Raw genomic sequence first — 25,588 nt, 5'->3', positions numbered from 1 at the left:
CTGCGTCGCATGATGACGCAACAATTTCTCTCGATCATTCTTCGCCTGCACTCAGGAACCGACGACCTTGAGCTGGCCGTCCATCGGCCGGCGCAAGTTCTTGCGTTCCGTGCCCAGCTGCGCGGGGGCGCAGCTTCCAATACCAACAATACGGGGAAGGGAATGAGCTACCGTTGCTTACCGCCGATGCGGATCGTGCGTTCCGATCTTGGCCGCCGTCGTCCGCTGTCCGTCGCCTGTGCCGCACTGTTCGCACTCAGCACGATGGGCATGGCCCACGCGCAGGACGCACAGAACCCGACCACCACCAACCAGCAGCAGACCACGCCGCCCGCCAGCAGCACGCAGGCCGCCAAGAACCAGCAGGCGACCCCGGCATCCAAGCGATCGGAAGACACCGCGAAGAACCTCGACGCCGTCGTGGTCACCGGCATCGCGGCGAGCATCCAGAATTCGCTGAAGGCCAAGGAGAACGCGGACGACATCGTCGAAGCGATCTCTGCCGAAGACATCGGCAAGCTGCCGGACGCGAGCATTGCCGAAAGCCTCTCCCGCCTGCCGGGCCTGGCCACGCAGCGTGCGGACGGCAAGGCGAACCTCATCTCCATTCGCGGCCTCTCGCCCGACTTCGCCGGCACGACGCTCAACGGCCGCGAGCAGGCCACCGTCGGCGAAAACCGCGGCGTGGAATACGACCAGTATCCGGCTGAGTTGATGACCGGCGCGGTGGTGTACAAGACGCCCGACGCCAGCCTGATCGGCCAGGGCCTTTCCGGCACGGTCGACCTGCACACCATCAAGCCGCTGGACCTGCCCAACCGCGCGATCGCCGCGAACATCCGCGGCGAGTACAACACCAACGGCACGCAGAACCCGGGCAGTGGCGTGGGCGACACAGGGCACCGTGTCAGCTTCTCGTACATCGACCAGTTCTTCGACCACACGCTGGGTCTTGCCGTGGGCTTCGCGCAGCTCGACTCGCCCATCCAGGAGAAGCAGTACCAGGCCTGGTGGTGGAGCATCGACAACGGCCCGGGCAGCATCGAGGACGCATGGGGTGGCCCGCATTCGCCCGGCATGCCGGATGGTGTGCTCTCGCAGCAGGGCATGCAGCTGCGTGCGCAGTCGCAGAGCCAGCTGCGCAGCGGCCTGATGGCCGTGCTGGAGTGGGCGCCGAACGACTCGTACCACTCCACGCTGGACATGTACTACTCCACGTTCAACGAGAAGAAGTTCACCAACGGTGCGCAGTGGGCGAGCGGTCCGTATGACAACGCAGGCCCTGCCGTCTACAGCAATGTGGGCTACGTGCCGTCGCAGCCGTATCCCGTCGTCACGACCGGCACCATGGCCAACATCGCGCCGATCCTGCAGAACGACTACAACAAGGAACACGACAAGCTGTTCTCGGTGGGCTGGAACAACCAGTACGACTTCGGCAGCGGCTGGCAAGGCATGGCCGACCTCTCGTACTCGACGGCCAAGGTGAACCTGCACGACGCGTACCTGTTCACCGGTCTCGCCAATGGCGCCACCACCACCGTGAACTACGCCACGCCGATCAACTTCGGCTTCCCGAACTTCAGGACGGACGCGAGCCTCTCCGATCCGGCTTCGGTGGTGTTCACCGATCCGGACAACTACGGCTACAACGGCCGTGAGGAGTTCGACAAGCAGAAGGACACCATCAAGGCGATCCGTTTGCAGATCTCGCATCCGGTCGGCTGGATCTTCAGCACGTTCGACCTGGGCGTGGATTACTCCGACCGCAAGAAGACCAAGGCGGCGGACGTCTATTTCGCATGGCTCAACGGCAACGGTTCGGATTCGGGTTCCTACGACCACGCGATGGGCGTGCCGGTGAATCCGGCTTACCTGCACGGCCCGACCGACCTGGGTTATGGCGGCCTCGGCGGCATTCTCAACTACAACGTGCTCGCCGCGTTGTCGAACCAGTTCTACCTCACGCAGCGCAACGGCCAGTCGGACTGGAGCCGCAACTACTCGATCGAGGAGAAGGTGCCGGTCGGCTACGTGAAGTTCAACATCGACACCGCGCTGGGCGATGTGCCGCTGCGCGGCAACGTCGGCGTGCAGTTCGTGCACACCGACCAGTCGTCCGATGCGTACCAGACCAACGGCGACAAACTGGTGGGCACGCTCACCGGCGGCACCACCTACAACAACGTACTGCCCAGCCTCAACCTGATCGCCGATCTCGGCAACCGCCAGTACCTGCGCTTCGGTTTTGCCAAGACCATGGCGCGCGGTCGTATCGACGACGAGAAGGTGGCCAGCTCGGCGAGCGTGTCGGAGGTGACGTCCGGTCCGGCGGCCGGCCAGGTGCTGTGGTCGGGCAGCGGCGGCAACCCGCAGTTGAAGCCCTATGTTGCGGTCGGCGTCGACGTGTCGTGGGAAAAATACTTCGGCCAGTCGAGCTACGTGGCAGCCGCGGTGTTCGGCAAGAACCTGCTCAACTACATCTACAACAAGACCGTGCTCGACTTCAATTTCGAGCAGGCCGGTTATGTCAACGACAACCCGACGCTCACGCCCACCAGCCCCATCGGCGCATTCACGCGTCCGGAAAACGGCACCGGCGGCAAGATGCAGGGCCTGGAATTGTCGGGTGCCATCGAAGGCGGCTTGATCAACCCGGCGCTGGAAGGCTTCGGCGCGCAGGCCAACTTCTCGCTGACCAACAGCAGCATTCCGGTGAGTTCGATCTCTTCGGTGCCGGGTGGTCCGGCCACGCTGCCGGGTCTCTCGCGCAAGGTGGCGAACCTCGCGCTGTACTACGAGAAGTACGGCTGGTCGGTGCGCATCGCCGAACGCTATCGTTCCTCGTACACCGGCGAGGCCATCGCGCTGTTCGATCAGCTCGGCTACATCCAGATCCTTCCCGAACTGGTCACCGATTTCCAGGCCGGCTATGCCTTCCCCGACGATGGCAAGTGGAAGGGCCTGTCGGTGCTGTTCCAGGTCAGCAACCTCAACAACGAGGCGGCCAAGACGCGGCAGATCTCAGGCCTCCCCAACAACGTGGAAGTCGGACGTCCGCTCGACTACAACACCTGGGGTCGCACGGTGCTGCTTGGCCTGAACTACAAGCTCTGAGTCGGTCATCGGAACGCAAGGACGCAGGATGAAAGGACAGGCGGTCATCATGGCCATGCTGCTGGCGGGTGCGGTATGCCCGGCCAGCGCGGAGCCCAGGCAGCTGGTGCCGACGGTCTACGAGGCAGGACATTTCTACGCCACGCCGATGCTGGCGACCGGCGAGCGCTTGCGCCTGATCGTGGACACCGGCGGTGGCGGCAACCACGGTTGGTTCGTGCTCGGCCGCCAGGCGCCCGCGCGCTTTGGCCTTGCGACCGATCGCTGCCGTATCGGCGAAAACGAAGTCGACGTCGTCAGGTCGATGACGTTTCGCAGCGGCCAGGGCCTGCCACCCTCGGCTGCGCCGTGCGGATCGATGGCGCTGGTGATGCCCGGTGACGGCAGTGTTGATGGCGAGGATGGCCAGCTCGGTGCCGGCTATTTGCCGGGCCGTATCTGGACCTTCGACTATCCCGCGCAAAAATTGTGGTTGGAGCCGGCGCGCTGGAAGGCTGCGCGCGACATGCATGCAGCGAACCTTGGATTTCCTCGCGATGAGCAAGGTCACCTCGAATCAGGCTTTGCCCGTATTGCGCTGAGCGTGGCGGGCGAATCGATGGATTTCCTGCTCGATACCGGCGCCACCGCGCGGCCAACCGAGGCAGGCAAGGCTTCCGCCGCCTCCTTGAGCGAGCACGGCATCGGCGTGGCCTCCTACATCGCGAGCAGCGTGTTCGAGCGCTGGCGCCGCGCGCATCCGTCGTGGCGGGTCATCGAGCATGGCGACAACCTGCTCGGAGCGCGCTTCGACAGCCGTCTCATCGAGGTGCCAGAGGTGATGATCGCCGGGTGGCGCGTGGGCCCGGTGTGGTTCACGGAACGCCCCGATGCCGCGTTTTCGAGCAAACCCGGCGGGATGTCCAGCTATATGGATCAACCGGTCGTCGGTGCCGTGGGAGGCAATGTCTTCATGCATTTCACGATGACGGTCGACTACCCGGCCTCCAAAGCCTGGTTTGCGTGCGGCGTGGATTGCTGGCGGGACACTACGACGGCGAAGTAACCGCCCTTTCGCCCACTGTGGGGACGTGGGTATGCTCGGCCAAACCCTGCAGGAGTTTGACCGTGCGCGAGCTGTATCCCGAGATCGAGCCCTACGCCCAGCATCGACTCAAGGTCGATGATCTGCACGAGCTGCATATCGAGGAGTGTGGCAATCCCAACGGATTGCCGGTGGTCTTTCTGCATGGCGGGCCGGGCGCCGGTGTGTCGCCGTACCATCGCCGCTTCTTCGACCCCTCGCGTTATCGCATCGTGTTGTTCGACCAGCGTGGCGCCGGTCGTTCCACGCCGCATGCGGAGCTGCGCGACAACACGACGTGGCATCTCGTATCGGACATCGAAGCCATCCGCGAGCACTTCGGCATCGAGCGATGGGTGGTGTTCGGCGGTTCGTGGGGTTCCACGCTGGCGCTGGCCTATGCGCAGAAGCATCCGGAGCGCGTGCTGGGGTTGGTGCTCCGTGGCATCTTCCTGGGGCGCGATTACGAGTTGCGCTGGTTCAACGAACGCGATGGCGGTGCGCAGTGGATCTTTCCGGAACGTTGGGAGCGATATCTCGCTTACATTCCCGAAGACGAGCGCGACAACATGGTCGAGGCGTACTGGCGACGGCTCGACAGCGACGACGAAGCCGTGCGCTTCGCGGCCGCGATGGCGTGGGGCAACTGGGAAGGCGGCAGCACCACGCTGGTCCATGATCCCGACGAGCCCGGCAACTTCGAGGATCCGCAGGCGGCGATCAGCGTGGCGCGGGCCGAGGCGCACTATTTCCGCCACGGCATTTTCCTGGAGCCGGATCAGCTGCTGCGTGATGTTGAACGCATCCGCCACATTCCCGCCGCCATCGTGCACGGCCGCTACGACATCATCTGCCCGGTGAAGTCGGCATGCGATCTCGCCAAGGCATGGCCCGAGGCGCACTTCGATATCGTGCTGGCCGGTCATAGCGCCGCTGATCCGGCGATCGTCGACAAGCTGGTGAGCGCGACCGACAGCCTGGCGGATCGCTACTGTTGAAGTTGTTAGGCTCGTGCGCATCTTCACGAGGTGCGCGCGGGCGATCCGGTATGACGAACGGATGGCGCTGCGGTGCATCGCGTTCGGCCGATGGCTGGCTGCACCCAGCACGTGAGGAGATAAGGCATGACGGTTCATGACGAAGAGATCAATGTCGACGTCGCTCCCAGCGGCACGGGATGCGTCGAGTGCATGAAAGCCGGCGGATGGTGGCTGCATCTGCGCCGCTGTGCGCAATGCGGGCATATCGGTTGTTGCGACAACTCCCCGCATCGGCACGCCACCCAGCATTTCCACGCGACCGGGCACGCCGTGATCACCAGCTTCGAGCCAGGAGAGACGTGGTTCTACAACTTCCGCTCGAAGCAGTTCTTCGATGGCCCGGCATTGCATCCGCCGCTGTCCCATCCGCTTGACCAGCCGGTGCCCGGCCCCAGGGGCAAGGTGCCGGAGGACTGGGAAGATCTGCTGATGTAGCGGGCGCGCCGCTGTGACGCGGCCACGGCGGGTCAGTGGGGATGGTGGCTGATACGCGCGGCTTCCTGCACGGCGCGCACCGCGGCGGCGATGACCAGGCCGGTCAACAACAGGCCGACGAGGCCCAGCAGCAGGGCATCCAGTCGCCCGAACGGCGTGGTGGGCACCACGTCGCCATAGCCAATCGTGAGCGCCGTGATCGCGCAGTAATAGATGGTTTCGCCGATCGGCGATGCCGATCGATCCGAGGTCTCCACCGGCCCACCGAAGTAATACATCGCCGTCGTGAGCACGGCGAACAACAGCAGCAAGCCCAGCATGATGGCGCGTAGATACCACATCGTCTTGCTGAATTCCCCGAGTACGTCGCTGGCCTTCAGATGCGTGCGCTCGGCTCTGGCGATCCTTCTCATGTGGGAGGCCTCTGGAGGGTGTGTGGCCTGATGGTCCGATATGCCGTGCCTAGCCTGATGGTTGTGGCGCATCGCGCGCCCGCGCATGCGTGCCTGCCTTTCGCAGACGGGACCCCGCATCGAGCAGTTGCACCATCAGGCAGGCATACAGCGTGACCGCGATGAACAGGCCCATGCGCACGATGAAAGCGGTATAGACGTCCTTGCCGGCCACGCTGTCCTGTACAGACTGGCCGAGCAGGATGACGAGGGTGACGAGGCTGTTGAGCCAGAAGCTGGGCGTGCTGCGGCTCGGCACGAGGCGGTACAGCCTGCGCGCGACCAGCAGGCCAAACAGCAGCATCCACAGGAAGAACATCCACAGGTGCACGAACCACTTCAACGCAAACCAGAATACGATGGCCATCGCGCCGCCGAGCAGCGTCGAGCCCAGCAGCTCTCGCGCCGCGCTTCGTGCCGTGGTGGTGCAGGTCTGCCTGCCGAGGCTGACTGACTTCATGATGATCGGCATGTAGCTCGACGGATCGGCCAGCGCCAGCAGAAACGCGGGCAGCACGACCAAAGCGGCGCGCAAGGCCAGGCGCGTTGCTTCCGCCGCCGCCGGCACCGCACGCACCGGCGGTCGGGAAGCGGCGAGGGGCTCGGGAAAGATCGCATGCACGATGCCGAGGACCAGCACGGCAAGCAGCAGCCCTTTCACCAACGCGCCGACGACGGTGAGCGCGAGCTGCATATCGGCCGTGCCCGCGGCGGAAATCATGGTGAGGCCCGCAGCGAGAAAGGTCGCCACGAGGTTGTTGCCTCCTTGCAGGCCATGGCGAAAGGCAAGGAACAGCCCCAGTCCGACGCAAAGCACACCGGCCATGAAGTAGTAGCGGAGCAAAGGGGCAAGCAGCAACCCACTGCCGGTGGTGAGCGCCACGACCAGCACCAGCCCTAGGCCTGCCTTGAGCGATAGCGGACGCGGGACGGAGGCGATGAGGAACACGGCGAACACCGGCGCGATGATGGGAACGGGCAGGTCGATGCCGAAACTGACGGCGAGGCAGAGCGCCGTGCCGAAGGCGAGGCGCAACGCGCGTCGGCCGAGCAGTTCGCGTTGGCGGGCCGCCATGTTCATCAGTAGAGATAGGAGAGCCAGCTCATCACGCGCAGGAAGACTCTTCCCAGGGGATTGAGCGGATTGCCCTGGGTCGGAAACGCCATCACCTCGGCTTGTCCACCGACGCGGATATCACGCGTGGGCACGGTCTCGTCCGCGGCGAATTCGACGACGACGGGAAATCGCTGCGCAGGGCGCAACCAGTCGCGACTGTTCTGCACGGTGGGAAGCGTGCCGGGCGGCGAGGCCTGGCCGACGCTCACGCCGTAGCCGATGCTGCGGATGCGTCCGCGGAACAGCTCGCCCGGCCGCGAATCCAGCGCAATCGCCACCGGCATGCCCGGCTCCAGGTGGCCGAGGTTGTTCTCGGTCATGTCAGCGCTCACCCAGACATCATGATTGGCGATCAGGGTCATGACGGGATTGCCGATGGCCGCGAATTGGCCGACATCCGTGCGCAGATCGGCGATCAACCCGGCCGAGCGCGCATGCACCTTGGCATTGGCCAGATCAAGCTCGGCCTTCTCGACCGCCGCGGCGGCGCTGCGCAACTGCGCGTTCTCTGCCTCGTTGCCGCCTTGTTGCTCCTTCGCGCGCTCGACTTCCGCGCGCGCGGCGCTCACCTGGCTGGTCGCCTGTTCGTGCGTCGCGCGGGCCACTTCCAGCCGGCGCAGCGAGACGGTGCCCTGGTCTTCGCGATAAAGACGTTCGAGCCGATCGCTGTCCTGGCGCGCCTTCACTTCATTGGCGATCGCCGCGCGCAACGAGGCTGTCGCCGAATCGATGCCGGCCGTGCTGGCGCCGATCTGGCGCCGCATCGATTCCAGGTCGGCGCGCGCGCGAACCAGCGCGATGCGGTACGGCTCCGCATCGATCTCGAACAGCAGCTGCCCCGCCGCGACCTGCTGGTTGTTGTGCACGACCACGCGCGTCACGCGGCCTGCGGCTTCCGCCGCCACCGGGATCACGTAGGCCTGCACGCGCGCCTGCTGCGTATAGGGCGTATAGCGATCGGCCAGCAGGTACCACAGCAGGCTCACGCCAATCAGCACGAGCACCCAGCGGACGCCCTTGCCCGAGGGCTCGGCGCTCGCCGGCGTTGCGGGCGCGGAAGGAGCGGGCGACGAGGTCTCGCTCATCGCGCGGGGCTCGTCGGCGCGCGGGCCGCGGCGGAGGGTGACTCGACGTCGTCGAACAGGTCGCCCCAATCGGTGCGCTGCTGCATCTGCTCGCGTGTCGCCGGATCGACCACCGGCTGGACGGTGTGCCAGCCGCCGCCCACTGCCTTGTAGAGCGCGATCAGGCTGCCCACCGCGTTGCTGCGGTTGACCACATAGGCATCCTGTTCGGAAGAAAGCGCCCGCTGCGCGTCGAGCACGCGTTGGAAGTCCGAATAGCCTTCGCGATAGACCGTATTGGCGAGCGTCAACGAACGCCGCGCCGAGGTCTCCGCATCGCGCAGGATGCTGTCGCGCTGCAACGCGGAGATCAACGACGTGGCGGCATCGTCGGCCTCGCGAGCCGCTTCGCGCACCGTGCCCTGGTAGGCGACGGCCAATTGCTGCAGCCGTGCATCCTGCACGCGCACGTTGTTGACGATACGGCCGTGGTCGAACACGTTCCAGGTGACGCTCGGGCCGACGGCGAGACCCAATGTGCTGGGTGAGCCGGGCAGCGAACTGGCGCTCCACGCCAGCGTGCCGAGCAAGCTCACGGAGGGATAGAGGTCGGCTTTCGCCACGCCGATCAGCGCCGACTGCGCGGCCATCTGCAGCTCGGCGGCGCGCACGTCGGGGCGGCGAAGCAGCAGGTTGGCGGGCACGTCCTGCAATACGGCGCGATCGACCAGCGGGATGAAGCCTTGCTTGTCGGCCTGCTCGTCCAGCTCGGGCAAGGGGCCGGGCGGCCGCCCGACCAGCACGGCCAGCGCGTGGCGAGCGAGCGCGATCTGGCTTTCGAAGTCGGGAATGCTGCTCAGCGTGCTGAGGTACTGGGTCTTGGCCTGCTGGAAATCGAGCTCGTCGCTTTCGCCGCTCTTGAACAGGCGTTCGGTGATTTCGAAGCTGCGCTTCTGCAGTTCGGCGTTCTCGCGCGCGATGCGCAGGCGAGCTTCGGCCGTGCGCATGGTGTAGTAGGTATCGGCGACCTGCGCATGCATGAGCACCAGCAGCGCGTCGCGATTGGCCTGCGAAGCGAAGTATGCGGCGTCCGCCGATTCGATCGATCGCTTGAAGCGGCCCCAGAAGTCCAGCTCCCAGCCGAGGTTGAAACCCGCGCCGTATTGCCATGAGCCGGGAACGCTGCCGCTGGCTTCGTGATGGGTGTGCGTCTTGGTGTACGCCGCGTCGGCGCCGATCTGCTGCACCTGCGGATAGCGGCCGCTCAAGGCGATGCCCAATTGCGCGCGCGCTTCGAGCACGCGCAGGCCGGCTATCTTCAGGTCGGTGTTGTGCGCATCGGCTTCGGCGATCAGCCGTTCCAGGCTGGGGTCGGCAAACACCTGCCACCACTGGCTCGCATCGGGCTGCGCCTGCGACGCCGTGGTCTTTTCGATGGCCGGGCTGCTCCAGTGCCCGGGCCAGTCTTCATGTTGCGGATGGAAGTCCGGACCCACCGTCGCGCAGCCGGCGAGGCAGGCCACGCTCGCCAGCAGGAGTCGGTGGGAACCGGTGACGCACGACACGGTCGTCGCCCGCGCGTCAGGATTGCTTCGGCTCGATCGGTACCTCGACCGTGGTCGGCTGGTCTTCCACCCAGCGCCAGAACAGCTGATAGCCGACGGCAAGCACCACCGGGCCGATGAACAGGCCGATCACGCCACCGGTCACCATGCCGCCGAGCGCGCCGATCAGCACCACCGGCATCGGCACGTCCACGCCGCGCCCGAGCAGCAGCGGCTTGAGCACGTTGTCCGCGAGACCCGCGACGAACACGTAGACCGCGAACACGATGGCGCCGACGGTGAAACCCTCCTTGGCGAACACGAAGATGATCACGGGAATGGTGATCAACGTGGCCGGCAGCTGCATGATGCCGAGCAGCAGCACCGCCAGTGCGAGCAGGCCCGCGCCCGGGACGCCCTTCACCACGAAGGCGATGCCCACCAGCAACATCTGGATGAAGGCGATGCCCACCACGCCCTGCGCCACGGCGCGGATGGTGGCGGCGCACAGCTCGGTGATCTTCGGGCCGGTTTCCTGGCCGAACAGGCGCGAGGCGATCTTCACCGCGCTGTTCCTGGCTTCCTCACCGTAGGCCATGAAGATGCCCGAGATGATCAGGGCGAAGATGAAGATCAGCAGCCCGGAGCCGACGCTGGTGGCCACACCGAGCAACGCGGCGCCGACGCCCTTGAGTTGCGGCGTGGACTTCTGGATCAAACCGGTGAGGTCGGTGGACGCCTGCGACCAGAACGCGTAGACCTTGCCGCCCACGAGCGGCCAGCTGGCCACCGATTCCGAAGGCGGCGGGATGCGGATGTTGCCTTCCTTGGCGACGTCCATCGCGTGCTCGACCGATTCGACCAGGGCAACACCCAGCAGGTACGCCGGCACCATGATGACGATGAGCGACAGGACGACGATGAGCGTCGCCGTCAAGCCATTCTTGTTGGAAAGCCGCTTGCGTAGCCGAAGGTGCAGCGGATACAGCGTGATCGCGAGGATCAGCGACCACACCATCAGGCTTCCGAATGGATAGAAGATGCGGAAGCAGAACACCGCGAGCACCCCGATCAGGCCGGCCCGGATCAGGACGTCGAGCATGCCGCGGGACAAGGTTTTTTCGGAAATGAGCGTGGACAGCATCGACGATCTCCTTGCACGGGCACTTAGAGATATCCGAGCGGCAAGCCAGGCTGTTCGATGGCGTCACGTCGGCAACGTAGGTAACGCGGCGGCGCCATGCTCCGCCCGTGCCCGTGTTCGCCATGAGAAAGCCCCGGTCTCCTGCACGGTATGAATCGCGTCATGCTGACGAAAGACGCGCGATCGACCGAAACGAGAACGCCGCTGCGTGATTGTCGCCATGGCCTTCGCTTCGGAGATGACTGCTTTCGCCCGCGCCAATCATCGTCCTCTGATTGCCTTTCGTCTTCCTTCTGTGAGTCGTAAGTAGATTTACCTAGCGATCGTCCATCGCCGTAGAACTACTTATTTTTCTTGCACCACGCGCCGCACGATGGCGTCGCGCGGTGCATGGCAGCCGTACGTTGACGTGGTGTTGCCAGCATGGGCCATGACTGTTGCGAGCGATGGCTGCTCGTTGGGGGTGAACGCTTTCCCATGGTCCGGTCAATGCAGGCGCGATGCGCCGCTTGTTATCAGGGCCGATGCAGTGGCCACCGCCGCGGGACGAACGCGCAGGCAACGGCGGCGTATCGGTTTCAGGCGATGACCGTATTCCTTTGCTGCCGAAGAAGACCCATGCGGCGCGCCAGTGCGAGCAGTTCTTGCGGGGAGTGTGTCTGGGTCAGGTACCTGAGTCGGGCCTTGTGGGCTTCCACGGTTCGTCGCGACAGTCCCAGCGTGTCGGCGATCTGCTGTGCCTTCATGCCCTCCGCCATGAGGCCAAGCACCATCTGTTGCCGCGGGCTGATTCGCACAGGCGGCAGTACCTGCTCGTGGATCAGGCATTGCATGAGCGTGCTGGACAGGTACGAACGTCCTTGCAGGGCGAGATCAACTGCCAGTTGAAGCGCTGCCACACCTTCCTGCTTCGAGACGAGTGCGCAGGAACCCGCCTGAAGAGCGCGATGCAGTGCGCCTGCATCCGTCGATGCCGTGCATACGATGAAGCAGACATGGTGCAGCTTGTGCGCCATGAGCTCCGCCACCGCGAGGCCGCTGCGGTTCGCAAGGTCGATTTCGGTGATCACGACGTCCGGCGGATTTGCCTCGAGCAGATCTTCCAGGTCGCGGCCACTTCTCAGCACGGCCTTGATCTCATAGCTGTTGCCGAGCGCACGCGCGAGGCCTTCGGCCACCAGAAGATGATGGTCGCAAAGCACCATGGAGGGTTTCCGCGACATCACCTGCGCATGCGGCCGACTCATCGTCATGGGCTCGCCTCGCCGTCCAGGAAAAGTTCGGTGCTGCGCAGCTCGCCAGGAAACGGGAGCCCTTGGCTACAAGCTTGCGTCAGACTTGCGCACCCATTCCAACCCTCGCAGCACGGAACGCGTGACGTCGGATTGTGCACATGGGGTCTGCAGCGCGGCGGCGCCGTCGATGCTGCGCACCCGGCCATCCAGCACGACGTTGGCGATCCATATCGCCTCTTCGTCGCCGCTGCGTTCGTACCTGACGCGCACCTGCGCGCCCAGGAAATAGCAACTGAAGGTCTTCACGATGTGCGCCCCCTCCGACCCGACGCCCATGCTGAGCTCGCCCACTGCACCACGCAATCTTCCATTTGGCTGATCCTGCGCGGTCACGAGCTGCCTGGTTTTCGGCATGGCCGGCTACCGGCGTCGAGGGACGCGACCGCCCTTGAGGCGGATATCGGTCCGGTGGGCTTGGGCGGATTTGCCTGCCTAAGGAAGATCGCCGGCACCTATTGCGTGAGCGTGGGGCGACTCCCTCCCGGGACATGGCCGCCGCCGGCATGACGCGCGGCAATGAAGCGCGATGAACCGTTGCGCTTGGCTGTGGTGCCATACCCGAAAGTCGTGGGCGCCTTCTTATGAAGACGTCTCAATCGTCGGCGGTGACGCCGTGCACGACGCCGGGTGCCTTGCCGATCTGCGACGCGAGCCCGAAGGCGATGGCGCCATAGATGGTGATGCACAGGAGTGACAGCAGGGTCAGCACGAGTGCCATGCCGGAGGGCTTCTTGAACTTGAACTTCATCATGGGTAGGTCGCCGGGCATCGCCCGCGCGTAGGAAAGTGGTGGTGGCGCAAAGTTTGACAGCGGTCTGGATCAGCTCGGCGCGGCAAGAAAGCGCATGTGGCAAAACGCGCAGGCGCTCACCAACCTGCGGAAACGTGGTGCGGTCGCGTGTGTCGGACGAAGTCAGGCACGGTGACAGCCAACTCGGCTGCGACTTTCGCAGCGTCCCGGTGCGCGCTCTGGTGCCATCAGGAACGTGCGTCCGGCTTGCCCGGAGATTTCCTCCGGCCTGGCGCGAAAGTGCCCGATCTCGCCCGCATGCTCCGGTCGCGGGGCGGGAGGGCTGGCTTTTCTCGCGATCCGTACGTTCCAGGCATCAAACGAGGAGGATGCGCCATGAGGTCATGGTTGACGGCACTGTGCCTGCTTGCCGGCTGCGCAGGTGTGCACGCGGAAACGACGGTGTGGCAACCCGCTGCCGGGCACACGCAGCTGTCGCTGTGGCCTGGCACGCCACCGGGCGCGGTGGCGATGCCCGGGCCGGAGAAGGTGGATACGAATCCCGCGGCGCTGATCGGCGGCAAGACGGTGACCGGCGTCAGGAATGTGTCGCAGCCTACGATGACGGTCTATGCGCCGCAGGGAAAGAACACCGGCGCCGCCGTGGTGGTCTTTCCTGGTGGCGGCTTCGAAATGCTGGCCATCGATCTGGAAGGCACGGATGTCTGCGACTGGCTGACCACCAGGGGCGTCACCTGCGTGCTGCTGAAATATCGCGTGCCCAGCGCGCCCTATGACTGGCATTGCGATTGCCGCCCGCACAATTTCAACTTGTCGATGCCCTCATTGCAGGATGCGCAGCGCGCACTGAGGCTGGTGCGCGCGCACGCGGCGGACTGGCACATCGATGCGCACAAGGTGGGCGTGCTCGGGTTCTCCGCCGGCGGTTTCCTGGTGGCGGAAGTCAGCACGCAGTTCAAGCTGCGCAGCTATGCGCCGATCGACGCGGTGGACAGGGAAAGCAGTCGCCCGGATTTCGCCTTGGCCATCTATCCGGGGCATCTGGCGACCGACAGCGGCAAGTTCAATCCGCACTTGCCGGTGTCCCACGACACGCCGCCGACGTTCGTGCTGCAGGCGGAAGACGATCACGTGGATGGCGTGGACCAGGCGCTGGTCTATTACAACGCCCTGAAGCGCGCGGACGTGCCGGCCGAGCTGCACGTCTATCCGCACGGAGGCCACGCCTTCGGCCTGAGGCCCACCTCGCTGCCGATCACGCATTGGCCCGCGCTGGCCGAAACGTGGATGGGCAGCCTGGGCATTCTTCCGGCGGTAGAGCCATAGCGACACTGCGATCCGGTGTCGAGGCCAGCGAGCACGCGAGGAGGTGCTCGGCTAAGCTTGGATGGGTACGCCATGGGCGCCCCGGGTTTCGACTGGAATGGACGTCCAAACTTATGGCCGGCTCTTTCCACGGCCTCGGGATACACAGGAAGACACCGATGAGCGATATCGAACGTCGTCTGCAAGCGCTGGGCCTGGTGTTGCCTCCACCGTTTCCGGTGCCAGCCCATCTGTCGCTGCCCTTCGATGTCGTGCAGGTGGATGGCTTGAGGGTGCTGGCGTCCGGCCATGGGCCACAGGCCGCCGATGGCTCCCTGGCGGAACCGTTCGGCAAGGTGGGCGCCGATCTCACGCTCGAACAGGGTTATCACGCGGCGCGACTGGTCGCGCTGTCGATGCTCGCGAGCATCCAGCGAGCCATCGGCGACCTGGACAGGGTGCGCCGCTGGCACCGCGTCTTCGGCATGGTCAATTCCGCGCCGGGGTTCGCGCAGCAGCCCGGCGTCATCAACGGCTTCTCGGACCTCATCCTCGAGTTGTACGGTCCCGAGCGTGGCGCCCATACGCGCAGCGCCGTGGGCATGGCGGAGCTTCCGTTCCATATGCCGGTGGAGATCGAGGCCGAGCTGTCGCTGCATCCGTGAAGCCTGCATCTTGCCGGGCTCGCAGCGTCCGCATCTCGTGGACGATGCGAGATGCCGCGAATGTGTCGCGACGTCATAGGCAAATATCCGGCTGATCCGGAAGCGATCTGGAGCGTGCGTGGTCGATCGGCCTGCAGGCGGCTTTCATGCCCACGGCAACGCGGTTTGCTATGGTCTTGCGCTTCAGCGCAAAGACGCGTCCCGACCGCGATTGGAGGAGACACCATGCATCGCCCGCTGCTTCGCATCGTCCTTGGACTGTCCTGCTCACTCTGTCTCGCATCGGCCTTCGCAGCGACGGCCGGCGAGCCGCACTGGGTCGGTACGTGGTCGGCGTCGCCTGATGCAGCGGGCCCGGTGGTGTCCGGCCAGACGATCCGGCAGGTGGTGCGCATCAGTGCGGGCGGCACGGCCTTGCGCCTGCGACTGTCCAACCTCGATGGCAACGGCCCGTTGACGATCGGGCCCGTGCACGTGGCCTCCCACACGGAAGGTGGCGCTACCGCGCCTGGTACGGATCACGCCGTGCTGTTCGACGGCAAGCCGACGACGACGCTCGCCAAGGGCGAGGCCAGGTGGAGCGATCCGGTCGAGATGCCGGTCAAGCCGCTGCAGGCGTTGGCCGTCAGCCTGTACGTGCCGGCGAATGGCGGCGTGCCCTCCACCATCCATAGCGCGGGGCTCGCGACGGCGTACCTGACCGAGCAGGGCGATGCCACGGCGTCGGCGCAGTTTCCGGGTACGGAGACGAACGGCAGCCGGTTCTTCCTCACGGACGTCGACGTGGCGCCGGCAGCGGAGGGCGCGACGATCGTGGCGTTCGGCGATTCCATCACCGACGGCGTGGGCTCGAACGCCGACGCGCAGCAGCGCTGGCCGGACGTGCTCGCCGCGCAACTGCAGGCCGATGAGCGCTTCCACGGCATCGGCGTGGCCAATGCGGGTATCGGCGGCAACCGCATCCTGCATGATGATTTCGGCCCCAGTGCCTTGTCGCGTTTCGATCGCGATGCGCTGGACCAGGCGAACGTGCGTTGGATCGTACTGCTCGAAGGCATCAACGACATCGGCAGTTCGGGCCCCCAGTCAAAGCCGGACGATCGCGTGAGCCTCGAGCAGATCACCGGCGGCATGAAGACGCTGATCCAGCGCGCGCACGCCCGCGGCATCCGCATTTACGGCGCCACGCTGACGCCCTTCCGAGGCGCCTCCTGGCCCTACCATTCCGCCGCGAACGAAGCGAAGCGCAAGGCGGTCAACGAGTGGATACGCCATGGCGGTGCGTTCGACGCGGTGATCGACTTCGACAAGGCCGTACGCGATCCGTCGCAAACCGATCGCATGCTCCCCGCCTACGACAGCGGCGATCATCTTCACCCCAATGGTGCGGGCTACAAGGCCATGGCCGAGGCGATCGACGTCGGACTCTTCAGCATGAAGCATTGAGTTCCGAAGGCGGCCTTCATGTTCCGTGGCCGCTGGCCTGCTTGGGAAGCAGGTTTCATACGGACGGCTAAAGGGAATTGCAGACGGAACTTCACTCGCGGGGAAGAAACTCCTCCTGCGGCGATGCGAACTGCTGGAGGATGCCGCCGAGGCTGCGCAGGTCCTGGCTGTTGTGGTGGGCCACGCGATGCAACGGCGCGGCCGAGCCGCCACGCAGGAAGCCGAGCCACGCGGCCGGTGCTTCCGAGCCGGGCAGGTCGTCTTCGCGCACTACCTGCAGCAACTGGCGCTCCGCGGTGGCAAGACGGCAGTTTTCCCACGCGCCGCGCCAACGGCGCCGCACCGGATGCAGCAGGTCGATGTGCATCAGGCCATCCAGCGGGCTGGCGCGGCGTTGCAGGCGAAAGCGCGTCTTGAGCAACGGTGCGTCGTAGGACTTGCCGTTGTAGCTGACCAGCACGCTTTCGGGCTTCAGCCAGGCGGCGAAGCAATCGAGCATGGCCGCTTCGCCGGCGAGCGTGGTGATCAGCAGTTGCCGCTCGCGAAAATGCCCTTCGTGCCAATCGCCCACGCCGATCATGAAGGCACGCGTGCCGGTGCCGCCGGACAGGCCCGTGGTCTCGGTATCGAACAGCAGCAGGCGCTCCGGTTCGATCCATGCATCGAGCTTGGCGAATTGCGCATGGAACGTGGGCGGCGCGGGCGGCCACGCGCTGTTCGCCTCGCACAGCTGCAGGCCGGGAGCGAGCGTGCGGCCGGGCAGTGATGCCGGTGCCGTCGTCGCCTTGCGTGGCGATGCGGCGACGCGGTGTCGAACGCCAAGCAGGGCGCGAAGGTTGTCGGGCAAGGGCGCGGAACGTCGTGCGGGGCGCGGGTCGTCCGCGGCGGGCGCCGCAACGCCGGCCTGGCGGCGCAGGCCACGCAGCTTGTCGGCAAGCGCGCTCACAGGGCGACGATGAGGTCGAGCACGCGCGTGGCGAGCGATTTGAGCGAGCGCTCCTGCTGCTCGTCCACGGCTAGCACGGGACCGACGCAGGCGGGGCAGCCGGCGCGGCAGTCGCAGCGATGCACCAGTTCGCGGGCGAAGCGCACGAGATCTTCGCGCCGTTCGTACAGCGGTGCGCTCAGGCCGACGCCGCCGGGGAACGCGTCGTACAGGTACAGCGTCGGTACGAACGGTCCCTGCAGCGCGGCATCGCCGTCGCCGAAGCTCGATCGCATCTGCGCACGGCCGTTGGCATCGGGCGTGGCGAACCACGCGCCGTCGCCGCTGCCCACCGCCTTCTGCAGGTCGCGCGCCTCGGCCATCACGGCGACGGTGGCGACGATGTGCAACGCATGCGCCGCGGCGAGAAAACCATCCAGCGCTTCCTGCCGGTGATCGAAGGCCTGTTCCAGCGCACGCTGCGGCAGCTGCCACCACACGGCGGTGGTGTGCAGTTCCAGGTCGGGCAGATTCACCGGGCCGTAGCCGATGTTCTCGTGCGTGTAGTAGCGGATCTTCTTGTAGCCCGCCACGCGGCGCGCCACGTGCACTTCGCCGTGGTGCGCGCTGCCGCGGCCGGCGGGCGAGCCATCGAACGCTTCCAGCACCTTGAGCTTGGTGTAGTCGATGGCGTCGGTGTAGTAGTCGACCTGCGTACGCGTGACGTAGGCCTTGCGGCCGGTCCAGTCCAGCTTTTCCACCTGGTAGGGCACCGACTGGATCATGTGGATGGCGCCTTCGTACAGCGTGAGCGAGGCTGCGCTGAAATCCACTTCCGCCACGATGGTCTGCCGGCCTTCGGTGCGATCCACCACCACGAAGTTGCCGTCGGCCACCGAGCGCAGCGACACCGCATTGGCGGGATAGCTGTCGGCGATCCATTCGAAGCGCTCGCCTTCCTGGTGCAGCACGCCTTCCTCACCCAATACCTGCAGCCACGGCGTGGCGTCCTGCGGGCCGTACAGTTCGCCGTCGCGGAACGGCAGTTCGAATGCCGCGCAGCGGATGTGATCGAGCAGGATCAGCGGCTGGTCGGGCGCGATGCGCGCATGTTCCGGTGGCGCGCCCTGGAAGAATTCGGGATGGCGCACGAGGTACTGGTCCAGCGGATCGCTGCTCGCGACCAGCACGCCGAGCGACGCCTGCTGGCGGCGACCGGCGCGGCCGAAGCGCTGCCACGTCGCGGCGACGCTGCCGGGGTAGCCATTGAGCACCACCACGTCCAGCGCACCGATGTCCACGCCCAGCTCCAGCGCCGAAGTGCTGACGATGCCGTCCACCTGTCCCGCGCGCATCTCGCGTTCGGCGGCGCGGCGTTCGGTCGGCAGGTAGCCGCCGCGATAGGCGCGGATGCGCGGCGGCTTGCGCGGGTCGCTGTCGAACACGTCCTTGAGGTACTTGGTGAGCACTTCCACCATCAGCCGCGATTGCGCGAACACCAGCGTCTTCAGGCCCGCGCGGATCGCCGTGCGCGCGATGCGGTTGGATTGCGAACGCGCCGAGGCGCGCAGGCCGAGGTCGGGGTTCACCACCGGCGGGTTCCACAGCAGTACGTGCTTCTCGCCCACCGGCGCGCCGCTCTCGGTGATGGCGGTAACCGGCTGCTCGATCAGCGCGCTGGCGTGCTCGGCGGGATTGCCGATGGTGGCCGAGCACAGGATGAATTGCGGCGACACGCCGTAGAACGCGCACACGCGCTGCAGGCGGCGCAGCACGTTGGCCACGTGCGAGCCGAACACGCCGCGATAGGTGTGCACCTCGTCGATGACGATATAGCGCAGGTTCTCGAAGAACTGCGCCCACTTGGTGTGATGCGGCAGGATCGCCTGGTGCAGCATGTCCGGATTGCTCACCACGATGTCGCCATGCAGGCGGATCGCCTGGCGCGCGTCACCCGGCGTATCGCCGTCGAAGGTGAAGGCTTTCACGCCCAGCCCGCCGGCCTGGTTGAGCTCCAGCAACTCGGCGACCTGGTCCTGCGCGAGCGCCTTGGTGGGAAACAGGAACAGCGCCTTGGCGCGCTGGCGGATCGCCGCGCTGATCACCGGGAGCGTGTAGCACAGTGACTTGCCCGACGCGGTGGGCGTGGCGATCACCACGTGCTTGCCGGCCGCGGTGGCGTTCCAGGCCTGCGCCTGGTGGTCGTAGAGCTGTTCGATGCCGCGTGAGCGTAGCGCCTGCGCCAATGCGGACGGCATGTCGCCGGGCAACGGCGCGAAGCGGCCTTCGCGCGCGGGTTGCACGAACGAGCCGGTGATGCGATCGCCGTAGCGCTTGACCAGCCGACCCGCCAGCTCATCGCCACCGATCACGGGCGCGGCCAGGGCGCCGTCCTGCCGCACCGCGCGGCGGGCGAGAGGGTTGGGCAAGGCATTCATCGGCGCGCTCCATCCGGCAGGGAGCGGCATTGCAGCCGGTGGCCGTCTCATCCGGTGAGACGTGAAGCGCACTAGTCGTCCGCCGCGCGCATCCGTTCGGCCAGGAAGTCGAGCAAGGTCCGCACCGCCGGCAGCATGCCGCGGCGCGAGGGATACACCGCGTGCACGATGCCAAGCTTCGGCGACCAGCCCGGCAGCAGTTCCTCCAGTTCGCCCGTCTTGAGCTGGTCGGTCACCACCATGCTGGGCAGCTGGGTGATGGCGACGCCGTGGACGGCCGCCGCACGCAGCGCGATGAGATCGTCGGTGACCATGCGCGGCGTGTGGTGCAGCGTGGCGCGCGCGCCGTTGGGGCCGTCCAGTTCCCAGGTGTGATGCCCCGCCGGCGGCACGGTGTCCACGGTGGGGAAGCGGTTGAGGTCCGCCGGCACGGTGGGCCGGCCCAACGCGGCGATGAGCGTCGGGCTCGCCACCAGTCGCCAGCTGCGTTCGGCAAACACGCGCATCACCAGGTCGCTGTCTTCCAGCGGCGGTGGGCGCGCGCGGATGGCGATGTCGAAGCCTTCGGCGATCACGTCCACGCGCCGGTTGGTGCTTTCCAGCAGCAGAGTCACCTTGGGATGGCGCCGCATGAATTCGGCCAGCATGTCGCCGACACGCGCATGCAGCAGCGCGATGGGACAGCTCAGCCGCACCACGCCCTGCGGCTCGGCGCTGCGCAGGGCGATCACCTCGTCTGCCGCATTCGCCTCCACCAGCATGGCGCGGCAGTGTCGGTAGAACTCCTGGCCGATCTCGGTCACCGAGAAGCGGCGGGACGAGCGCTGGATCAGGCGTACGCCCAGCTCCTCTTCCAGCAGCGCCACCCGCCGGCTGAGCTTGGATTTGGGAATGCGCAGGGCGCGCCCGGCCGGCGCAAATCCCTGGTGCTCGACCACCTGGGCGAAGTAGTACAGGTCGTTGAGGTCGCGCATGGATGTCTGCCTATCGTTCTAAATATGGAACGCAGGAAGCGAAAATTGCCGTCTACTGGACTCATCGTTCCAAGCGTATCGTCCCCTGTCAATGGAGCGGCGCCCTCTGGCGCGGCCCAAACCGGAGACTTCCATGAAGAAGGTGCTTGGCCTTTACAGTGCGCCCCACGGCCATTGGGTGGGCGACGGTTTCCCCGTGCGCTCGCTGTTTTCCTACGACAGCCACGGCGAGCATCTCAGCCCGTTCCTGCTGCTGGACTACGCCGGCCCGCTGCACTTCAAGCCCGGCGACCGTCCGCGTGGCGTGGGCGAGCATCCGCACCGCGGCTTCGAGACGGTCACCATCGTCTACGAGGGCGAGGTGGAACACCGCGACTCCACCGGCGCCGGCGGCCGCATCGGCCCGGGCGACGTGCAGTGGATGACGGCGGGCTCGGGCATCCTGCACGAGGAATTCCACTCGGCCGAGTTCACCCGCACCGGCGGCGTGCTGGAGATGGTGCAGCTGTGGGTGAACCTGCCGGCGAAGCACAAGATGGACGCGCCGCGTTACCAGACTCTGCTCGACGGCGAGATTCCCTCGGTGGACCTGCCGCAAGGCGCCGGCCGGGTACGCGTGATCGCGGGCGACTACGACGGCCATCGCGGCCCGGCCCAGACCTTCAGCCCGATCAACGTGTGGGATGTGCGCCTCAACGCGGGGCGGCAGGCGCGCCTGGCGTTGCCGGCCGGCCAGACCGCGGCATTGATCGTGCTGCGCGGCACCGTGCAGGTGAACGGCGGCCAGGTGGCGCGGGACGCGCAGATGGTGATGCTCGATCGCGACGGCACCGACGTGGTGATCGAGGCGAACAGCAACGCCACCTTGCTGGTGCTGGGCGGTGAGCCGCTGAACGAGCCGATCGTCGGACGCGGGCCGTTCGTGATGAACACGATCGCCGAGATCCACCAGGCCATCGACGATTTCAGCAACGGCCGCTTCGGCCGCATCCCCCCGCAAGGCGGGTCCTGAGTTCTGCCCGTCGCGCCCACTGACCCGGCGCGACGGTTTTCTCCCTGCCGCTTCTGCTGGCGACACCGTCGCCGGGCACGGCCGGGCTTTGTCCTTCACTCCACACCCGAAGGTGCAGCATGAGCGCTCCCGCGAACTTCAACGGCAAGATCCCCACCATCGACGTCGCCGACACGGCGATGTTGCTGATCGACCACCAGAGCGGCCTGTTCCAGACCGTGGCAGACATGCCGATGACCACACTGCGCGCGAACGTCATCGCCCTGGCCAAGGCCGCCACGCTGACCGGCATGCCGGTGATCACCACGGCCTCGGTGCCGCAGGGTCCGAACGGTCCGCTGATTCCCGAGATCCACGCGCTGGCGCCGCACGCGAAATACGTGGCGCGCAAGGGCCAGATCAACGCGTGGGACAACCCCGATTTCGTCGATGCGGTGAAGGCCACCGGCAAGGGCACGCTGATCGTCGCCGGCACCATCACCAGTGTGTGCATGGCCTTTCCCAGCATCAGCGCGGTGCATGAGGGCTATCGCGTGTTCGCCGTCATCGATGCGTCGGGCACCTATTCGAAGATGGCGCAGGAGGTCACGCTCGCGCGCGTTGTGCAGGCCGGCGTGGTGCCCATCGACACGGCCGCCGTGTTGTCCGAACTGCAGCAGACCTGGCATCGCGACGACGCGCAGCAGTGGGCCGACGCCTATACGCAGGTGTTTCCGCCGTATCGCCTGCTGATCGAGAGCTACCTGAAGGCGCAGGACGTCGCCACGCAACACGAGATCCTCGATTCCGACCGCGCCTGATCCGGGCGCTCACCCATCCGGCGCCTCGCGCGCTCTTTCACCCCAGGAGACATGACCATGGCCAGTGAACCCATCCGCGATCCGCTCAAGGACGAACTGCTCACGCCGCAGAACGCGGCCTTCGTGATCATCGACTACCAGCCCGTGCAGGTGAATTCCATCGCGTCGATGGATCGCCAGCTGCTGGTGAACAACATCGTCGGCACCGCGAAGGCCGCGGTGGCGTACGGCCTGCCGATCGTGCATTCCACCGTCAACGTGAAGACGGGCCTCAACAAGCCGCCGATCCCGCAGCTGCGCAAGGTGCTGGACAAGCAGCCCACCTACGACCGCACCAGCATCAACTCGTGGGAAGACGTGGAATTCCGCAAGGCCGTCGAGGCCACGGGACGCAAGAAGCTCATCATGACGGCGTTGTGGACGGAAGCGTGCCTTACGTTCCCCGCCCTCGATGCCTTGCGCGAAGGCTACGAGGTGTACGTGGTGGCCGATGCCGTGGGCGGCACGTCGGTCGCGGCGCACGAGATGGCGCTGCGCCGCATCGAGCAGGCCGGCGGCAAGATGATCAGCGTGGCCCAGCTGTTCTGCGAGCTGCAGCGCGACTGGCAGCGCAAGGATACCGTGCCGGCCTTCATCAACCTGTTCATCGAGACCGGCGGCACGGCGGGCATCCAGTTCGCCTACGACAGGGAGTGAGGCACGGCGTTGTCCTCTCCGTCGACGCGAGCGGGGAGGGCGGCATTTAAGTCATTCATAAGTCGGCTCCCGCATAATGGCTGTCGTCGGCGCTGCCACGGGAGCCAACGGTTCGTGCACATCCTTCTGGTCGAAGACGACGCGCAGCTCGGGGCCGCCATCCAGCGTGCGCTGGAGCGGCTGAGTTACACCGTGTCGTGGCTGCGCGACGGGCGCTCCGCGTTGAGCGCCATCCGCGACCGCTCGGCGGACCTCATCCTGCTGGACCTGGGCCTGCCAGGGCGGGACGGTATCGAGGTGCTGACGGAAGCGCGCCGCGCGCACATCGATACGCCGGTGCTGGTGATGACCGCGCGTGATGGCGTCTCCGCCCGCGTGGACGGCCTGGACGCGGGCGCCGACGATTACCTCACCAAGCCCTTCCACGTGGATGAGCTGGCCGCACGCATCCGCTCGCTCAGCCGCCGCATGCGAGGGCTGGCGGTGAACCGCATCGAGGTAGGCGCGCTGAGCCTGGACGTGGGTACGTCGGAGGTGACGTTCCGCGGTGCGCCGGTGGACCTCACGCGTCGCGAGTTCGCGCTGCTGCAGGCGCTGATGGAGAACGCCGGCAAGCTGGTGCGCCGCGAAAGCCTGGAAAACTCGCTGTACGGACTGGATCACGTGGTGGGCAACAACGCGCTGGAAGTGCTGGTGCATTCGCTGCGCCGCAAGCTCAGCTTCGAAACCATCCGCAACGTGCGCGGCTTCGGTTACATGGTCCCGCGGGATCCGAAGTGAGGCCCGGCAGCCTGCGATCCCGACTGCGCTGGCTGATCCTGGGCGTGATCGCCGTGGTGCTGCTGCCGCTGGGCGTATTGAGCTTCAAGCGCACCATCCACGAAGTCGACGAATTGTCCGACGGGCGACTGGCGCAATCGGCGCGCACGCTGCAGACCATGATCGGCAACGTCGGCCTCGAGGCGATCCGGCGCAAGGCGGGCGAGGGCGGCGTGGTGGTGCCGATCGAGGCCAAATCCAGGCAGGAGCTGTTGCTGCACGAAGAGACCTACGAATCCGAGGTCGGCTTCCAGGTGTTCGACATGCAAGGTCGCCTGCTGATGGTGACGGGCAACATCGCCGACCTGCCGCCGCCCGGCAAGGACCGTGTCGGCTATGAAGACGTGCAGCTGGGCCATTACCGCTGGCGTCTCTTCACGCTGCCGGCGACGCCCGAAGGCGTGATCATCCGCTCCGCCGAGCGTTACGACAGTCGACGCGACATCACGCGCGCACTGTGGATGGAATACGCGCTGCCGCCGTTGATCGCGCTGCCCTTGCTGGCGCTGCTGGTGGGCTGGGCGGTGAAGCGCGGCCTGCGGCCGCTGGATGCACTGGCTGCGTTGCTGGCGTCGCGCAAACCCGGCAGCCAGGAGACCTTGACGGTGGCCGATGCGCCGCGCGAACTCGAACCCGTGCTGGCCGCGCTCAACGACCAGTTCGCCCGGCTGGAGGAAGCGCTCGAGCGAGAGCGCCGCTTCAGCGCGGACGTGGCGCACGAACTGCGCACGCCGCTGGCCTCGACCATGATCAATCTCGAAAACGCCGAAGCGACGCGCGACACGCATGAGGCCGACGTGGCACTCGCGGGTGCACGAGAAAGCCTCGCGGCGCTGGCCCGGCGCGTGGAGCAGTTGTTGTCGCTGGCCAGGCTGGAAGCCAGCTTCCGCGATGGCGAGCGCAGCACCGTCGACCTGGCCGCGGTGGCCAGGACGGTGATCGAGGAATTGTCGCCGCTGATTGCCGAAAGCGACGTGGAGCTGGACGTGGAACTTCCGGACCGGCCCGTGCCCGTCCGCGGGCATGAGGTCGCGCTCGCCGCGCTCATGCGCAACCTGCTGGAAAACGCGTTGCGGCACGTACCCGGCGGCGGCCGGGTGCAATTCGCCGTGGCGAGCGATCAGGGCAAGGCCGTGATCGACGTCATCGACAATGGCGAGGGTATTCCGCCGGAGCGTCGAGCTGCCGTGTTCGCCCGCTTCCATCGCGAAGCCGGCAGTCGCGGCGACGGCTACGGCCTGGGGCTTTCCATCGTGCAGCGCGCGGCGCAGTTGCACGGCGCCTCCATCGAGCTGCTCGATTCCCCATTCGGCCGCGGCTTGCGCGTCAGCGTGCGGATGCCGCTGGCGGCCTGAACCTCATCATCCGGACCTGGCATGTGGCAAGGCCCGATCGCAGGAATTTGCTCTTCGGCCACGTTGTCGGGTCGGGCCCGGCGAAACGGCGGCAGGCGTTGGGCTGCCTAGGCCTTGCGGCACGCAGCAAA

Annotated in this window: 23 protein-coding genes; 12 read left to right on the top strand and 11 right to left on the bottom strand. The window is 66.3% G+C overall.

The window, feature by feature from the left end; translation table 11 throughout:
- The first annotated feature begins 186 nt into the window (after positions 1-186).
- The 4 genes from CA260_RS18905 (at position 187) to CA260_RS18890 (ending at position 5,655) form a co-directional block, all read left to right on the top strand.
- The gene (locus tag CA260_RS18905; protein ID WP_111984620.1) at positions 187-3,117 is read left to right on the top strand and encodes a TonB-dependent receptor; all 2,931 of its coding nucleotides are present in this window, start codon (positions 187-189) and stop codon (positions 3,115-3,117) included.
- Positions 3,118-3,265: 148 nt separating this feature from the next.
- Positions 3,266-4,162: a hypothetical protein gene (locus CA260_RS18900; RefSeq protein ID WP_146745386.1), complete on the top strand. Its 897-nt coding sequence runs from the start codon at positions 3,266-3,268 to the stop codon at positions 4,160-4,162.
- Positions 4,163-4,224: 62 nt separating this feature from the next.
- Positions 4,225-5,178: a prolyl aminopeptidase gene (gene pip, locus CA260_RS18895; protein WP_111984618.1), complete on the top strand. Its 954-nt coding sequence runs from the start codon at positions 4,225-4,227 to the stop codon at positions 5,176-5,178.
- Positions 5,179-5,304: 126 nt separating this feature from the next.
- Positions 5,305-5,655, top strand: coding sequence for a UBP-type zinc finger domain-containing protein (locus CA260_RS18890; protein ID WP_111984617.1), 351 nt, complete (start codon positions 5,305-5,307; stop codon positions 5,653-5,655).
- Positions 5,656-5,687: 32 nt separating this feature from the next.
- On the opposite strand, the gene CA260_RS18885 is transcribed toward CA260_RS18890, so the two are convergent.
- From CA260_RS18885 to CA260_RS21225, 8 genes are all read right to left on the bottom strand, one after another.
- Positions 5,688-6,068 carry a potassium channel family protein gene (locus CA260_RS18885; protein WP_111984616.1) on the bottom strand — a complete coding sequence of 127 codons (381 nt, stop codon included), beginning with the start codon at positions 6,066-6,068 and terminating at the stop codon, positions 5,688-5,690.
- Positions 6,069-6,117: 49 nt separating this feature from the next.
- Entirely contained in the window at positions 6,118-7,182 is a 1,065-nt protein-coding gene (locus CA260_RS18880) for a DUF2955 domain-containing protein (RefSeq protein ID WP_202864114.1), read from the bottom strand.
- Between the two features lie 5 nt (positions 7,183-7,187).
- Entirely contained in the window at positions 7,188-8,309 is a 1,122-nt protein-coding gene (locus CA260_RS18875) for an HlyD family secretion protein (protein WP_111984614.1), read from the bottom strand.
- Positions 8,306-9,853 carry a TolC family protein gene (locus tag CA260_RS18870; protein ID WP_111984613.1) on the bottom strand — a complete coding sequence of 516 codons (1,548 nt, stop codon included), beginning with the start codon at positions 9,851-9,853 and terminating at the stop codon, positions 8,306-8,308. Before CA260_RS18870 ends, CA260_RS18875 begins: the two co-directional genes overlap by 4 nt.
- 16 nt (positions 9,854-9,869) lie before the next feature.
- The gene (locus CA260_RS18865; RefSeq protein WP_111984612.1) at positions 9,870-10,976 is read right to left on the bottom strand and encodes an AI-2E family transporter; all 1,107 of its coding nucleotides are present in this window, start codon (positions 10,974-10,976) and stop codon (positions 9,870-9,872) included.
- Between the two features lie 578 nt (positions 10,977-11,554).
- On the bottom strand, positions 11,555-12,229 hold the full coding sequence (locus CA260_RS18860) for a response regulator (protein WP_111984611.1): 675 nt from the start codon (positions 12,227-12,229) through the stop codon (positions 11,555-11,557).
- 66 nt (positions 12,230-12,295) lie between these two features.
- Complete coding sequence (locus tag CA260_RS18855; RefSeq protein WP_146745385.1) at positions 12,296-12,604, bottom strand: hypothetical protein; 309 nt, start codon at positions 12,602-12,604, stop codon at positions 12,296-12,298.
- A 259-nt stretch (positions 12,605-12,863) separates the two neighbouring features.
- Positions 12,864-13,022: a hypothetical protein gene (locus CA260_RS21225; protein ID WP_172461916.1), complete on the bottom strand. Its 159-nt coding sequence runs from the start codon at positions 13,020-13,022 to the stop codon at positions 12,864-12,866.
- Between the two features lie 375 nt (positions 13,023-13,397).
- Between CA260_RS21225 and CA260_RS18850 the strand changes: the two genes are divergently transcribed.
- The 3 genes from CA260_RS18850 (at position 13,398) to CA260_RS18840 (ending at position 16,438) form a co-directional block, all read left to right on the top strand.
- Positions 13,398-14,348 (top strand): alpha/beta hydrolase, encoded by a 951-nt coding sequence (locus CA260_RS18850; protein ID WP_111984609.1) that lies wholly within the window; start codon positions 13,398-13,400, stop codon positions 14,346-14,348.
- 158 nt (positions 14,349-14,506) lie between these two features.
- On the top strand, positions 14,507-14,992 hold the full coding sequence (locus tag CA260_RS18845; RefSeq protein WP_111984608.1) for a RidA family protein: 486 nt from the start codon (positions 14,507-14,509) through the stop codon (positions 14,990-14,992).
- 225 nt (positions 14,993-15,217) lie between these two features.
- On the top strand, positions 15,218-16,438 hold the full coding sequence (locus CA260_RS18840) for an SGNH/GDSL hydrolase family protein (protein ID WP_172461915.1): 1,221 nt from the start codon (positions 15,218-15,220) through the stop codon (positions 16,436-16,438).
- A gap of 91 nt (positions 16,439-16,529) precedes the next feature.
- On the opposite strand, the gene CA260_RS18835 is transcribed toward CA260_RS18840, so the two are convergent.
- From CA260_RS18835 to CA260_RS18825, 3 genes are all read right to left on the bottom strand, one after another.
- Complete coding sequence (locus tag CA260_RS18835; protein ID WP_111984606.1) at positions 16,530-17,384, bottom strand: ribonuclease H-like domain-containing protein; 855 nt, start codon at positions 17,382-17,384, stop codon at positions 16,530-16,532.
- Complete coding sequence (locus CA260_RS18830) at positions 17,381-19,801, bottom strand: DEAD/DEAH box helicase (RefSeq protein ID WP_111984605.1); 2,421 nt, start codon at positions 19,799-19,801, stop codon at positions 17,381-17,383. The genes CA260_RS18835 and CA260_RS18830 overlap by 4 nt, the downstream gene beginning before the upstream one ends.
- Before the next feature lie 71 nt (positions 19,802-19,872).
- Complete coding sequence (locus CA260_RS18825) at positions 19,873-20,775, bottom strand: LysR family transcriptional regulator (RefSeq protein ID WP_111984604.1); 903 nt, start codon at positions 20,773-20,775, stop codon at positions 19,873-19,875.
- 133 nt (positions 20,776-20,908) lie between these two features.
- Here CA260_RS18825 and CA260_RS18820 point away from each other — a divergent pair, with 133 nt between their 5' ends.
- The 5 genes from CA260_RS18820 (at position 20,909) to CA260_RS18800 (ending at position 25,457) form a co-directional block, all read left to right on the top strand.
- Positions 20,909-21,787 carry a pirin family protein gene (locus tag CA260_RS18820; RefSeq protein ID WP_111984603.1) on the top strand — a complete coding sequence of 293 codons (879 nt, stop codon included), beginning with the start codon at positions 20,909-20,911 and terminating at the stop codon, positions 21,785-21,787.
- A gap of 119 nt (positions 21,788-21,906) precedes the next feature.
- Positions 21,907-22,587, top strand: coding sequence for a hydrolase (locus CA260_RS18815; RefSeq protein ID WP_111984602.1), 681 nt, complete (start codon positions 21,907-21,909; stop codon positions 22,585-22,587).
- A gap of 57 nt (positions 22,588-22,644) precedes the next feature.
- Positions 22,645-23,283, top strand: coding sequence for a hydrolase (locus CA260_RS18810; protein ID WP_111984691.1), 639 nt, complete (start codon positions 22,645-22,647; stop codon positions 23,281-23,283).
- A gap of 114 nt (positions 23,284-23,397) precedes the next feature.
- Positions 23,398-24,063: a response regulator gene (locus CA260_RS18805; protein ID WP_111984601.1), complete on the top strand. Its 666-nt coding sequence runs from the start codon at positions 23,398-23,400 to the stop codon at positions 24,061-24,063.
- Positions 24,060-25,457, top strand: coding sequence for a sensor histidine kinase (locus CA260_RS18800; protein ID WP_111984600.1), 1,398 nt, complete (start codon positions 24,060-24,062; stop codon positions 25,455-25,457). Before CA260_RS18805 ends, CA260_RS18800 begins: the two co-directional genes overlap by 4 nt.
- Positions 25,458-25,588: the final 131 nt, after the last annotated feature.

This window comes from Dyella jiangningensis, from assembly GCF_003264855.1.
Lineage (GTDB): Bacteria > Pseudomonadota > Gammaproteobacteria > Xanthomonadales > Rhodanobacteraceae > Dyella > Dyella jiangningensis_C.
Note: the sequence above shows the minus strand (reverse complement) of the source record. Positions and strands in the feature narration are given on the sequence as shown.

What these genes read in the sequence shown, in the direction of transcription:
- CA260_RS18905 (WP_111984620.1), top strand. Translation starts at nt 187, where the DNA reads ATGCGGATCGTGCGTTCCGATCTTGGCCGCCGTCGTCCGCTGTCCGTC.
- CA260_RS18900 (WP_146745386.1), top strand. Translation starts at nt 3,266, where the DNA reads ATGCTGGCGACCGGCGAGCGCTTGCGCCTGATCGTGGACACCGGCGGT.
- CA260_RS18890 (WP_111984617.1), top strand. Translation starts at nt 5,305, where the DNA reads ATGACGGTTCATGACGAAGAGATCAATGTCGACGTCGCTCCCAGCGGC.
- CA260_RS18885 (WP_111984616.1), bottom strand. Translation starts at nt 6,068, where the DNA reads ATGAGAAGGATCGCCAGAGCCGAGCGCACGCATCTGAAGGCCAGCGAC.
- CA260_RS18880 (WP_202864114.1), bottom strand. Translation starts at nt 7,182, where the DNA reads ATGGCGGCCCGCCAACGCGAACTGCTCGGCCGACGCGCGTTGCGCCTC.
- CA260_RS18875 (WP_111984614.1), bottom strand. Translation starts at nt 8,309, where the DNA reads ATGAGCGAGACCTCGTCGCCCGCTCCTTCCGCGCCCGCAACGCCGGCG.
- CA260_RS18865 (WP_111984612.1), bottom strand. Translation starts at nt 10,976, where the DNA reads ATGCTGTCCACGCTCATTTCCGAAAAAACCTTGTCCCGCGGCATGCTC.
- CA260_RS18860 (WP_111984611.1), bottom strand. Translation starts at nt 12,229, where the DNA reads ATGACGATGAGTCGGCCGCATGCGCAGGTGATGTCGCGGAAACCCTCC.
- CA260_RS21225 (WP_172461916.1), bottom strand. Translation starts at nt 13,022, where the DNA reads ATGATGAAGTTCAAGTTCAAGAAGCCCTCCGGCATGGCACTCGTGCTG.
- CA260_RS18850 (WP_111984609.1), top strand. Translation starts at nt 13,398, where the DNA reads ATGAGGTCATGGTTGACGGCACTGTGCCTGCTTGCCGGCTGCGCAGGT.
- CA260_RS18845 (WP_111984608.1), top strand. Translation starts at nt 14,507, where the DNA reads ATGAGCGATATCGAACGTCGTCTGCAAGCGCTGGGCCTGGTGTTGCCT.
- CA260_RS18840 (WP_172461915.1), top strand. Translation starts at nt 15,218, where the DNA reads ATGCATCGCCCGCTGCTTCGCATCGTCCTTGGACTGTCCTGCTCACTC.
- CA260_RS18830 (WP_111984605.1), bottom strand. Translation starts at nt 19,801, where the DNA reads ATGAATGCCTTGCCCAACCCTCTCGCCCGCCGCGCGGTGCGGCAGGAC.
- CA260_RS18825 (WP_111984604.1), bottom strand. Translation starts at nt 20,775, where the DNA reads ATGCGCGACCTCAACGACCTGTACTACTTCGCCCAGGTGGTCGAGCAC.
- CA260_RS18820 (WP_111984603.1), top strand. Translation starts at nt 20,909, where the DNA reads ATGAAGAAGGTGCTTGGCCTTTACAGTGCGCCCCACGGCCATTGGGTG.
- CA260_RS18815 (WP_111984602.1), top strand. Translation starts at nt 21,907, where the DNA reads ATGAGCGCTCCCGCGAACTTCAACGGCAAGATCCCCACCATCGACGTC.
- CA260_RS18810 (WP_111984691.1), top strand. Translation starts at nt 22,645, where the DNA reads ATGGCCAGTGAACCCATCCGCGATCCGCTCAAGGACGAACTGCTCACG.